Below are 12,237 nucleotides of genomic sequence, written 5' to 3'. Positions count from 1 at the left end.
CTACTTCCTCACCGGTCCCTTGCGCTCCGCCGATGCGGCCCAGAGATTGATGTCGGCATCCTTCGCATAGGTGTCGATCTCGGCCAGTTCGGCGTCGCTGAAGTTGCGGTTGACGAGCGCGCCGACGCAGTCCTCGACCTGTTCGGGCCGGCTGGCGCCGATCAACGCCGTCGTCACGCGGTCGCCGCGCAGCACCCAGGCCAATGCCATCTGGGCGAGCGTCTGGCCGCGCCGCTCGGCGATATCGTTGAGGGCGCGGATGTTGGCGAGGGTCTTCTCGTTGAGGAATTCAGGCCGCAGCGACTTGCCCTGCGCGGCGCGCGCGTCGTCCGGCACGCCCTTGAGGTACTTCGTCGTCAGCATGCCCTGCGCCAGCGGCGAAAACACGATGGAGCCGACGCCGAGATCATCCAGCGTGTCGAGAAGACCGTCCTCCTCGACCCAGCGGTTGATCATCGAATAGCTGGGCTGATGGATCAGGCACGGCGTGCCGAGCTGTTTCAGGATCGCTACCGCCTCTCGCGTGCGCTTCGAATTGTAGGATGACAGGCCGGCATAGAGTGCCTTGCCTGAGCGCACCGCGTGATCGAGCGCCATCATCGTCTCTTCGAGCGGAGTCTCGGGGTCGAAGCGGTGCGAATAGAAGATATCGACATAGTCGAGCCCCATGCGCTTCAGGCTCTGGTCGAGCGAAGCGAGCACGTATTTGCGGCTGCCCCACTCGCCATAGGGACCGGCCCACATATTGTAGCCGGCCTTGGTCGAGATGATCATCTCGTCGCGATAGCCGGCGAAATCGGTGCGCAGGAGTTCGCCGAATGCGGTCTCGGCCGAACCGGGCGGCGGGCCGTAATTGTTGGCGAGATCGAAATGCGTGATGCCGAGATCAAACGCCTTGCGGCAGATGGCGCGCTTGGTCTCGTGCGGTGTGTCGCCGCCGAAATTGTGCCACAGGCCAAGCGAGATCGCCGGCAGCTTCAGGCCCGAGCGACCGCATCGGTTGTAGGTCATCTCGGCGTAGCGGTTCTCGGCAGGCGTATAGGTCATGCGGCTTCCTTCCATGCGAGGCCGGCGCAGTGGCGCGCCGACCCTTTTCTAACTTATTTCCGCTTCACCAGCATAGTCTTCGCCTGCGCGGGCGACAGCGCCTCGGGGCGTTCGCAGGTCGTCTGCATCGCCACGAACCTGCCCGTCTCGCCGGATTTCAGGATGCCGGTCATCACGTCGATCACATGCAGCGACATGTCGAGCGAGCAGCGGTGCGGGCGATCCTCGATGATGCCGAGCGCCATGTCGGCAAGCCCCGACGCGCGATAATTCGCCATCATGCCCTCGCCGTGCTGCTGGTTCGGAACCGCGAAGGCATGGTCCCATTTCGGCATCTTCTTCTCCGGATCGGCCCTGTTCGTGAACTGGACGTCCCCGCCAAAAAAGTTCGGGTCGGGCACGAAGATCGTTCCCTCCTCGCCATAGAGCTCGATCGGCGCGTGGCCGTGCTTCCAGACATCCCAGCTCGCGTTGAAGGTGATCGCGGCACCGTTCTCGAACTCCATCAGAGCGTGGATCGTCGTCGGCGTCGTGACCGGCACCTTCTGGCCATAGCGTGGCTTCGAGGTGATGGTGCGCTCCTTTGCCGGGATCGAGGCGAGTGCCGCGACGCGTCTGACCGGCCCGATGAGCTGGACGAGGTTCGAGATGTAATACGGCCCGAGATCGAGGATCGGACCGCCTCCGGGCGCGAAGAAGAAGTCCGGGTTCGGGTGCCAGTGCTCCATGCCGTGGCTCATCACGTAGCAGGTGCCGCTGGTGATGCGCCCGACCTTGCCGGTATCGATCAGGCTGCGCACGAGCTGGTGCGCGCCGCCGAGGAAGGTGTCGGGCGCCGAGCCTATCCGAAGGCCCTTCTTTTCCGCGCGCTTCTTCAGGTCGAGCCCTTCCCTGACCGACAGCACGAAGGGTTTTTCCGAATAGACGTGCTTGCCGGCATCGAGGATCGACTTCGACACCGCGTAGTGCGCCGCCGGAATCGTCAGATTGACGACGATGTCGATATCTGTGGCTCCAAGCAGGCCATCGACGGTTTCGGCGCGAACGCCGAACTCCTTCGCGCGCGCCTGCGCCGCCTTCACGTCGATGTCCGCGCAGGCCCGCATCTCGACGCCCTTGAAGAGCGGCGCGAGGTTGAGATAGGCGGCGGAAATGTTGCCGCAGCCGATGATGCCGACGCCGAGTTTCCTGGCCATGTCGCTTGCCCCTAGAAGCCGTTCGCCGCATCGATCGAGCGGCGCGCAAACCGGGCAACGTCGCTCGGATTGTCGTGCTCCATGACGAAGACCTTCGCCGGCGTCTTCTCGCGCAGTGCCGTCATGATCGCGCGCCAGTCCATCGTGCCGTGGCCGACATCTTCCCAGCCGTCCTCGTCCGCCTTCTCGCCGGGTTTGGCGATGTCCTTCACATGGGCCGCGACGATGCGCGAGGCGTAGTCGTCGATCCACGCGAGCGGGTCACCGCCGCCGCGCACGACCCAGGCGACGTCGATCTCCCAGCCGATCTCGGGCGCTGCGTCGAGGATTTCCTTCTGCGGGATCGCACCGTCTTCGGCGGGCACGAACTCGAAATCGTGGTTGTGCCAGGCGAAACGGAGCCCCGCCTTGCGGCAGTTCTCCTGGACCGCCGCGAGACGCCTGCCAAAACCGCGCCAGCCCTCCCTGCCGGACGGGCGCGCTTTGGCATCGATGTGCGGGCAGATCAGCGTTCCGATGCCGAGCGTCTCGGCGATCTTGCGTGCGGTCGCGAAGTCGCCTTCCAGCATGTCGAGCGAGAAATGGCCGGTGGGCATCGAGAGCCCGTTGGCGTCAAGCTGCGCCCGCAGCGCGGCGGGGTCGTCATAGAGCCCGCCGAAACCCTCGACCTGGGTGTAGCCGGCTGTGGATACCATTGTGAGCACGTCTTCCCATGGCTGGAAGTTGCGTGCGGAATAGAGTTGGAATGACCAGTTCATGACCTGTTTCCGTTGCTCGTGAAATTTGGTGTCAGATGCGTTCGCCGCTGGTTGCGTCGAAGAGTGAAGCGCGCATGGGATCGAAGCCGATCGTGACGTCGTCATCCACGTTGGGCGCACGCTCCGAGGCTGCCCGGATGGAAAAATCCCGGCCGGCAAGCTTCGTCCAGACCAGCGTGTCGGAGCCCATCGGCTCCACGACATCGACCTTGACGGTTTCCGCGAAGGGCCAGCCGTCGCCCGAATTCAGGCCGACATGCTCGGGGCGGACGCCCAGCACCACGCGGCCGGACGGCCTCGCCGCGGACTGGAACGGATATGTCCCCAGCGGCACCTCAATGTCTGGCGTCACGAAGACCGGGCCGCCATCGCGCTCCTCGATCGTGCCCTCGATGAAGTTCATGCCGGGCGAGCCGATGAAGCCGGCGACGAAGAGGTTGACCGGACGCGAGTAGATCGCCTGCGGGGTGTCGAGCTGCTGGATGATGCCGCCGCGCATGACCGCGATGCGGTCGGCCAGCGTCATCGCCTCGATCTGGTCGTGCGTGACGTAGATCATCGTGTTCTCGAGCTTCTGGTGCAGGCGTTTGATCTCGACGCGCAATTCGGAGCGCAGCTTGGCGTCGAGGTTCGACAGCGGCTCGTCGAACAGGAACACGTCGACGTCGCGCACCAGAGCGCGGCCGATCGCGACGCGCTGGCGCTGCCCGCCCGACAATGCGGACGGCTTGCGTTTCAGGAGGGGCTCGATCTGGAGGATTTCCGAGGCGCGCTTGATGCGCCGGGCGATCTCGTCCTTCGGCAGGCCTGCATTCTTGAGGCCGAAGGACAGGTTCCCCTCCACCGTCATCTGCGGATAGAGCGCATAGGACTGGAACACCATGCCGATGCCGCGATCCTTGGGCTCGTGCCAGGTGACGTTTTTGCCGCTGATGTGGATCTGCCCGTCGGAGACGTCGAGAAGGCCCGCAATGCAGTTGAGCAGCGTGGATTTCCCACAGCCGGACGGTCCGAGGAGAACGAGAAACTCGCCCTTGTCGACCTCGATGTTCAGCTTCTTGAGGACCTCGACCGATCCGAAATTGAGCGATACGTCGCGAACGATGACACTGGCCATTGCGCTGTCCCTGCCAATCAACCTTTGACCGCGCCCGCGGCGATGCCACGCACGAAGAGTTTGCCGGAGATGAAGTAGATGGTGAGCGGTACGATGCCCGTGAGCAGCGTCGCCGCCATGTTGACGTTGTATTCCTTCACGCCCATCACCGAGTTGACGATGTTGTTGAGCTGGACCGTCATCGGGTAATATTCGGGGCGCGTGTAGACGACGCCGAACAGGAAGTCGTTCCAGATGCCCGTCACCTGGATGATGATGGCGACGACGAAGATCGGCATCGACATGGGCAGCATGATCTTGAAGAAGATGCCCAAGAATCCGGCCCCGTCGACGCGCGCCGCCTTGAACAGCTCTTCGGGCAGCGACGTGAAATAGTTGCGGAAGAGCAGGGTCAGGATCGGCATGCCGAAGATGCAATGCACGATGACCAGCCCGTAGAGCCCGCCATAGAGGCCCATTTCGCGCAGGATGATGACGATCGGATAGAGCATCACCTGATAGGGAATGAACGCGCCGAAGATCAGGATCGTGAAGAATAGATCAGCGCCCTTGAAACGCCAGTTGGCGAGCGCGTAGCCGTTGACGGACGCGATCGCGATCGACAGCACGACAGAAGGGACGGTGATCCGCACCGAGTTCCAGAAACCTCGGCTGAGCCCGTCGCAATTGAGGCCCGTGCACGCCTCGGCCCAAGCCTTCACCCACGGCTCGAACGTGATCTCGACGGGCGGCGAGAAGATATTGCCGAGGCGGATTTCCGGCATGCCTTTCAGCGACGTGACGATCATCACGTAGAGCGGCAGCAGGTAATAGGCCGACACGACGAACAGGGTGCCGTAGAGAAAGATGTTTCGGCGCGACAGGGTCTTGCGCGGACGCGGGCCGCTTGGCTCTGCCGACGAATCGGCGCCCGCCCCGGCCATCGCGATGGTTGCTGCGTCAGCCACGGCGTTTGCCTCCGAATTCGAGATAGGCCCATGGGATGAGGACGATCAGCACCGTCAGAAGCATCATCGTCGAGGCGGCGAAGCCCTGGCCGAGATTCTGCGACAGGAACATCGCGTCGTAGACATATTTGGCGGGCACTTCAGACGAAATGCCCGGCCCGCCGCTGGTCTGAGCGACCACGAGGTCGTAGAGCTTGACGATGCCCGAGGCGATGATGACGAGCGTCGTGATGAAGACGGGGCGCATCATTGGTATGACAATGAACAGATAGGTCTTCCACATCGGGATGCCGTCGACGCGGGCTGCCTTCCAGATGTCCTCGTCGATGCCGCGCAGGCCCGCCAGCATCAGGCACATGACGAGACCCGTGCCTTGCCACAGCCCGGCGATCAGGATGCCGTAGATGACGATCTGGGAATTGTAGAGCGGGTCGAAGGCGAAGCTTTCCCAGCCGAGTGACCGCACCACGCTTTGGACGCCGAAATCCGGGTTGAGAATCCACTGCCAGACCAGCCCCGTCACGATGAAGGACAGCGCGAAGGGGTAGAGGAAGATCGTGCGGAACGTGTCCTCGAACCGGATCTTCTGGTCGAGAAGTGCGGCCAGCAGGAAGCCGATCACCAGCGAGAAGATCAACGAGCAGACGCCGTAGATCATCAGGTTCTCGATGGCGATGTGCCATTTGTTCGACGCCCACAGCCGCTCATATTGCTGCAGGCCGACGAAGTTCTCCCGCGGCAGAAGGCGCGAATTGGTGAACGAGTAGACGATCGTCCAGATCGTTCCTCCCGCAAACACCACGAGAGCCGTGAGGATCATGGGAATCGCGGCGATCTTGGCGCTGAGATTCTTCAGAAGCTGATTGGGCCGTCTTGCATCCTGCATGAGCGTCGGCTCCGTCGAGATGGGCAGTCGGGGCGCGCAGGCCACGTGGTTCCGTCTCCCGCTTCTCAGGAGAAGCGGGAGAGGAGACTGTGACCGATGATCAGTCGGCGCTGGCCACCAGATCGACGAAGCGCGCCTGCGCGTCTTCGGCCGAAAGACTGGTGTTGTTGAAGAACTCGACGAACAGGTCGTTGACCTGCTGAAGCGAGTCCGCCGACATCAACTGGTCCGGCGACTGGATGATGTTGCCGTTGGCAAGGATTTCGAGACCCTTCTTCATGCAGTCGTTCGCGGCCTCGAGATCAACGTCGCCACGCACCGGCAGCGATCCCTTCTTCAGGTTGAAGGCGACCTGCACTTCGGGCGAGAGCATGACCTTCGCGAGCTCGGCCTGCGCCGCGCTCTTTGCCTCGTCCTTGAGAACCGGGAAGTAGAACGCGTCGCCGCCCGTCATGATGACCTCGTTGACGCCAAGGCCCGGCAGGCAGGTGTAATCCTCGCCGGCCACCTGTCCGGCGACCTGGAACTCGCCCTGAGCCCAGTCACCCATGATCTGGCCGCCGGCCTGGCCGGAAATCACCAGATTGGTCGCCTGGTTCCAGTCCTGCACGTTGGACTTGGCGGACATCTTGCGCGCCTCGTCGGCTGCCGCGAAGACCTCGGCGATCTCCGGGCCGGCTGCAAGTTCGGCGTCTTTCTCGCCGAAGATCTTGGTGTAGGCTTCCGGGCCGGCGATTGCGACGAGAATGACCTGGAACGCGGTCGTCGTCTGCCAGGGCTGCTGGCCGATGGCGAGCGGAATCTTGCCTGCCTTTTCGAGCGCCGGAGCCGCCGCGACGAACTCGTCCCAATTGGTCGGGACAGGCACGCCGGCATCCTCGAAGGCCTTGTTGGACAGCCACAGCCACTGCTGCGAGTGGATGTTGACCGGGACGCAGTAGATTTTTCCGTCGAGCGTGCAGCTATCGAGCAGCGACGACGGCTGGATGACCTCGCGCCATTTGCCCTCCTCGGCAATATCGCTGAGGTCGCGCATGAGACCGGCTTCGACGAGTTCCTCCGCCTGACGTCCATGGTTGAACTGGGTGGCGCCCATCGGGTCACCGCCGGTGATGCGGCTGATCATAACGGGGCGGGCGGTTTCGCCCGATCCGGCGATCGCACCGTCGATCCATTTGTTGCCGGTGGCATCGAACGCCTTGGCGAATTCGGCCACTGCCGCCGCCTCGCCGCCGGATGTCCACCAATGCGTGACTTCGAGATCGGTCGCCTGTGCCGGCGACGATATGTGGAATGCAGCCGACGCAGCGAACGCGACGGTCAAGAGCCGATAACGCATCATATTTCCTCCCTGAAACTGTAACGTTACAGTTGAAAGGCTATGGCAATCGCGACCGATGCGCAACGCCTGATGACGTATTTTTTTCGTGACGCGAATTAATGGGCGCAAGCGTTTGCCAGGATGCAGCGCGGCAATCTGATGCTGCAATGCAGCGCTTTTCGCCCGAAATTAGCGGCAACATGCTGATTTCCAGGCATTTTGCAACGCAGCGTTTCAACGCATGGACTGCCCTTCGGACCACCTCCGAAACTCTCCGAGGACAGATCGATGCCTTCCATCTGGTCATTCCTGCATAAAATCTGTAACGTTACAGAATGGCATGTTCCGTGGCTCTGGCGTCGATCTGGCGAATGCGCTAAGTCCCGCCCGGGCTTAAGTCAGGGGTCGAGAATGGACGACAATTGGGACAGGGACGTCACCGGCGCTGCGCAAGCCGAAGCCGTGCGCCCGACGCTCAAGACGATCGCATTCATGACCGGCCTCGGCGTGACCACCGTGTCCCGCGCGCTCAAGGACGCGCCGGACATCGGCGAGGCGACGAAGAAGCGCGTCCAACTGGTGGCCCGGCAAATCGGCTATCGCCCCAACCGCGCCGGTGTGCGGCTGCGCACCGGCAAGACCAATGTCATCTCGCTGATCCTCAACACCGACGAGCAGGTGCTGTCCTTCATTTCGGACATCATCTACGGCGTTTCGGAAGAACTCGCCGGCTCGCCCTATCATCTGATCCTAACGCCCTATTCGAGCCGAAACGATCCCATGGATCCGGTCCGCTACGTGGTCGAGACCCACTCCGCGGACGGCGTGATCATCTCCCAGACCGAGCCCAACGATCCGCGCGTGCGCTACATGATCGAGCACAGATTCCCGTTCGCCACACATGGACGCACGCAGATCAAGCTCGATCATCCCTGGCACGATTTCGACAATGAAGTCTTCGCACGCGAGGCGGTGAAGGCGCTCGCAGCCAGAGGCCGGAGGCGTCTGGCGTTGCTCGCTCCTCCGCCCGGGCTCACCTACCATCAACACACCCGCGACGGCTTCGTCGACGGGCTCGCAGAGACCGGCGCGAGTGAGGTGCCGCTCGGCGACGTCTGGGTCGATCAGCCGGTCGAGATGATCCGCGAGCGCGCGTTCAGGCTGATGAGCGCGAGTCGCCGCCCGGACGGGCTGGTATGCTCGAGCGGCACCGGCGCGTTCGCGCTCGCCGCCGCGATCGAGGATGCGGGACTTGGTCTCGGCACCGACGTCGACATCGTCACGAAGCAATCGAGCAAGCTGGTGCAGATGTTCAGGCGCGAGCTGATGGTCGTGGACGAGGATTTCCGCCTCGCGGGCCGCGAGCTGGCACGCGCGGTCATCGCCTCGATCGGAGGCGCCGACCCGCGCGGGCTCCAGACACTCGCCGTGCCGAACGGCGTGGAAGGGCCGCGCGGCTGACGGTCAGCCCGCCAACCCCGATCCCCATGGCCCGTGATGGGCGCCGTCCTCGTCGATCCGCTCAAAGCCGTGCGCCCCGAAGAAATCGCGCTGCGCCTGGATCAGGTTGGCCGTGCCGCGTGCCTGCCTGAAGCTATCGAAATAGCCGAGGGCCGCGGAAAGAGCCGGCGCGGGCTGGCCCGCCAGTGCGGCATGAGCCACGATGCGGCGAAGAGAAGGCTGCGCCTCCTGCATCTGGCCGACGAAATGGTCGATCAGCAGCAGGTTCTCCGCGTCCGGGTCGGCCTCGAAGGATTGCGCAAGCGTGCTCAGGAATTGCGAGCGGATGATGCAGCCGGCACGCCAGATGCGCGCGATCGTCGCCATCGGCAGGTTCCATTTGAACTCCGACGATGCCTCTTCCATGACCGCGAAACCCTGCGCATAGGCCGCGACCTTGCCCGCGAAGAGCGCCAGTTCGAGATCGTCGATGAACGCGGCGTCGGGCGCCTTGCCGGACGGGGCCACAGCAGGGCCATACGCAGCAGCAGCAGCCTCGCGGATCGTCTTCTCGGCGGACAGGCTGCGCGCGGCGACGGCGGATTCGATCGCGGTCGCGGGCACGCCCATCATCTGCGCTTCGATCGCGGCCCAGCGGCCCGTGCCCTTCTGGCCGGCGCGGTCCAGGATCATGTCGACGATCGGCTTACCCGATTTGGGATCGGCCGCCGCGAGGACCGCGGCCGTGATTTCGACGAGATAGGAATTCAGGCGTCCCTTGTTCCAACCCTCGAAAATCTTGCCAATCTCGGCGGCAGGCATACCGAACCCGTCGCGCAGCACGCCGTAGATCTCGGCGATCATCTGCATGTCGGCATATTCGATGCCGTTGTGGATGGTCTTGACGAAGTGGCCCGCGCCACCCTCGCCCAGCCATGCCGAACACGCCTCGTCTTCGAAGCGCGCCGCGATGGCGGTCAGGATCGGCTCGACGCGGCGGTAGGCGTCTTCCTTGCCGCCGACCATGATGGACGGGCCGTGGCGCGCACCTTCTTCGCCACCCGAAACGCCCATGCCGATAAAGGTCAGGCCGGAGCCTTCCAGCTCCTCGAACCGGCGTATCGTGTCACGGAAATTGGCATTGCCGGCATCGATGATGATGTCGTTTTTCGCCAGAAGGTCGCGAAGACCCTCGATCTGTTCGTCGACCGCCTTTCCGGCCTGCACCATGAGGATGATCGGGCGCGGCGGCTTGATCTGGGCGACCAGTTCCTCGAGCGACGTGCACGGCACGATGTTCTCGCGCAATGCGCCGGCATTCTCGAAGAACGCGCCGGTGCGCGAGGACGTGCGGTTGTAGACGGCGACCGGATAGCCCTTCTCGGCGATATTGAGCGCGAGGTTCGATCCCATGACGCCAAGGCCGATGAGGCCGATTTCCGCTTTGGACATGCAATGATTGCCTTCTTGTGGACCACTCAGCCGACGGATGATGACCACCGCGCACCCCGGCAGTCAACCGGCACGGGAGCATGGCTGCCATGCCCGGAGCACTGCACAATAACGCGTATCTGTAAGTTTCAGCTTACGAAATCAGCGCGGGCGGGCGTGAAGGAATCGACAAGCAGGCCGGACTCCAGCGCGCGCACGCCGTGGATGGCATTGGACGGCACGATGAAGCTCTGGCCCTGCATCAGCGTTTCCATCCGCCCATCGATCGTCACCTCGAAGCTGCCCTTGGCGACGTAGCTCGCCTGGATGTGCGGATGCGAATGAAGCTTGCCCTCCGCGCCTGCCTCGAACGCGAACTCGACCATCATCAACTGGTCGTCATGCGTCAGCACGCGCCGCCGCACGCCGGGATCGGTCGGCACCCACTGGTCATCGGTCGGGCGGACGAAGATTGAGCTTATAGTCATAACAACCATCTCACCGCGCAAGCCATCCACCGTCGACGGGCAGGATGACGCCATGCACATAATTCGCCGCATCGCTCGACAGATAGACGGCGGCGCCGCCCAGATCCTCCGGTTCGCCCCAGCGCGCGGCTGGAATGCGCTTCATGATATCGGCGCTGCGTTCCTCGTCCTTGCGAAGGATCGCCGTGTTGTTGGTGGCGATATAGCCCGGCGCGATCGCGTTGACGTTGATGCCGAGCGGCGCCCATTCGTTCGCCAGAAGGCGGGTTATGCCTGCCAGTCCGCTTTTCGAGGCCGTGTAGGACGCAATGCGGATGCCACCCTGGAAAGACAGCATCGAGGCGATGTTGACGATCTTTGCGGGGCGCTTGGCATCGAGCGCCCTGCGCGCCAGCGCCTGGCACAGCATGAAAGCCGTCTTGAGGTTGACGTCGAGCACGTCGTCCCAATCGTCCTCGCTGAAGTCGATCGCGTCGCCACGCCGGATGATGCCTGCATTATTGATCAGGATGTCGAGGGCCCCAATCTCGTCCCATACACGACCGAGCATGTCGGCAGCCTCGCGCGGCTTGCCGAGATCGGCCATGACCGCGTGCATAGTGCCGCCGACCTCGGTGATCATCGCAGCCGTGTCGTCCATGGACGACCGGCCGACCGCGACGATCTCCGCGCCGGCACGCGCCAGCGACACCGCGATGCCCTGGCCGATGCCCGTGTTGGCGCCTGTGACCATCGCGCGCCGGCCGCTGAGGTCGAAGGGGTTGGCGGTCATCGCAGGTCTCCCATGTCGACGGCATCGACGTCGCGGTAGTCGACATTGTCGCCCGCCATCGCCCAGACGAAGGTGTAGTTCGACGTTCCCGCTCCCGAGTGGATCGACCAGCCCGGCGACAGGATCGCCTGTTCGTTCGCCACCACCATGTGGCGCGTCTCGCTCGGCTCACCCATGAAATGGAAGACGCGCTGCGCCGGGTCGAGATCGAAGTAGAGATAGGCTTCCGAGCGGCGGTCGTGCACGTGGCACGGCATGGTGTTCCAGACGGAGCCCGGCGCCAGAACCGTCATGCCGACGACAAGCTGGCACGACTCCATCACGTCGGGATGGACGAACTGGAAGATCGAGCGCTCGTTCGACGTCACCTGCGCGCCGAGATCGAGGCGCTTGGCATCGGCGATCCTGATCAGGCGCGACGGATAGGTGTGGTGCGCGGGCGCGGAGAGCAGGTAGAATTTCGACGGTTGCCCCGCATCGGCGCTTTCGAAGACGAGCGGCTTTGCGCCGCGTCCCACATAAAGCATGTCGCGATGGCCGAGTTCGAAGCGTTCGCCGCCCGCGGTCACGGCGCCTGCGCCGCCGACATTGACGACCGTCAATTCGCGGCGGTCGAGGAAGGCATCGGTCCCCGTCGCCTTGACCTGGCCAAGCTCGACGGAACCCGCCACCGGCATGACGCCGCCGACGACCAGGCGGTCGAGGTGGGTGTAGGTGAGGTTCACCGCATCGGGCGAAAACAGGGTCTCGATCAGGAAGGCGTCGCGCAGTTGCGCCGTGTCGAACGTTCGCGCCGTACGGGGATCGATTGCCTGTCGAATATCGGTGGTCACT

At 63.5% G+C, this 12,237-nt stretch carries 12 protein-coding genes; 1 reads left to right on the top strand and 11 read right to left on the bottom strand.

The window, feature by feature from the left end:
* From mgrA to AAFN55_RS02005, 7 genes are all read right to left on the bottom strand, one after another.
* Complete coding sequence (gene mgrA, locus AAFN55_RS02035; RefSeq protein WP_347797221.1) at nucleotides 1–1,047, bottom strand: L-glyceraldehyde 3-phosphate reductase; 1,047 nt, start codon at nucleotides 1,045–1,047, stop codon at nucleotides 1–3.
* Nucleotides 1,048–1,100: 53 nt separating this feature from the next.
* Entirely contained in the window at nucleotides 1,101–2,243 is a 1,143-nt protein-coding gene (locus AAFN55_RS02030) for a Gfo/Idh/MocA family oxidoreductase (RefSeq protein WP_347797220.1), read from the bottom strand.
* A gap of 11 nt (nucleotides 2,244–2,254) precedes the next feature.
* Complete coding sequence (locus tag AAFN55_RS02025) at nucleotides 2,255–3,001, bottom strand: sugar phosphate isomerase/epimerase (RefSeq protein ID WP_347797219.1); 747 nt, start codon at nucleotides 2,999–3,001, stop codon at nucleotides 2,255–2,257.
* Between the two features lie 31 nt (nucleotides 3,002–3,032).
* Entirely contained in the window at nucleotides 3,033–4,118 is a 1,086-nt protein-coding gene (locus AAFN55_RS02020) for an ABC transporter ATP-binding protein (RefSeq protein ID WP_347797218.1), read from the bottom strand.
* Between the two features lie 17 nt (nucleotides 4,119–4,135).
* Nucleotides 4,136–5,041: a carbohydrate ABC transporter permease gene (locus AAFN55_RS02015; protein WP_347800151.1), complete on the bottom strand. Its 906-nt coding sequence runs from the start codon at nucleotides 5,039–5,041 to the stop codon at nucleotides 4,136–4,138.
* A 16-nt stretch (nucleotides 5,042–5,057) separates the two neighbouring features.
* Nucleotides 5,058–5,951, bottom strand: a complete 894-nt coding sequence (locus AAFN55_RS02010; RefSeq protein ID WP_347797217.1) for a sugar ABC transporter permease — start codon at nucleotides 5,949–5,951, stop codon at nucleotides 5,058–5,060.
* Nucleotides 5,952–6,051: 100 nt separating this feature from the next.
* A complete protein-coding gene (locus AAFN55_RS02005) occupies nucleotides 6,052–7,290 on the bottom strand; it encodes an ABC transporter substrate-binding protein (RefSeq protein ID WP_347797216.1) in 1,239 nt (412 codons plus the stop codon).
* Nucleotides 7,291–7,683: 393 nt separating this feature from the next.
* Here AAFN55_RS02005 and AAFN55_RS02000 point away from each other — a divergent pair, with 393 nt between their 5' ends.
* Nucleotides 7,684–8,733 carry a LacI family transcriptional regulator gene (locus tag AAFN55_RS02000; protein WP_347797215.1) on the top strand — a complete coding sequence of 350 codons (1,050 nt, stop codon included), beginning with the start codon at nucleotides 7,684–7,686 and terminating at the stop codon, nucleotides 8,731–8,733.
* Between the two features lie 3 nt (nucleotides 8,734–8,736).
* On the opposite strand, the gene gndA is transcribed toward AAFN55_RS02000, so the two are convergent.
* From gndA to kduI, 4 genes are all read right to left on the bottom strand, one after another.
* Nucleotides 8,737–10,164, bottom strand: a complete 1,428-nt coding sequence (gene gndA, locus AAFN55_RS01995; RefSeq protein WP_347797214.1) for an NADP-dependent phosphogluconate dehydrogenase — start codon at nucleotides 10,162–10,164, stop codon at nucleotides 8,737–8,739.
* Between the two features lie 128 nt (nucleotides 10,165–10,292).
* Complete coding sequence (locus AAFN55_RS01990; RefSeq protein WP_347797213.1) at nucleotides 10,293–10,631, bottom strand: cupin domain-containing protein; 339 nt, start codon at nucleotides 10,629–10,631, stop codon at nucleotides 10,293–10,295.
* Nucleotides 10,632–10,641: 10 nt separating this feature from the next.
* A complete protein-coding gene (gene kduD / locus AAFN55_RS01985) occupies nucleotides 10,642–11,403 on the bottom strand; it encodes a 2-dehydro-3-deoxy-D-gluconate 5-dehydrogenase KduD (protein ID WP_347797212.1) in 762 nt (253 codons plus the stop codon).
* Entirely contained in the window at nucleotides 11,400–12,236 is an 837-nt protein-coding gene (gene kduI, locus AAFN55_RS01980) for a 5-dehydro-4-deoxy-D-glucuronate isomerase (protein WP_347797211.1), read from the bottom strand. Before kduI ends, kduD begins: the two co-directional genes overlap by 4 nt.
* Nucleotide 12,237: the final 1 nt, after the last annotated feature.

The organism is Mesorhizobium sp. CAU 1732 (assembly GCF_039888675.1).
Lineage (GTDB): Bacteria > Pseudomonadota > Alphaproteobacteria > Rhizobiales > Rhizobiaceae > Aerobium.
Note: the sequence above shows the minus strand (reverse complement) of the source record. Positions and strands in the feature narration are given on the sequence as shown.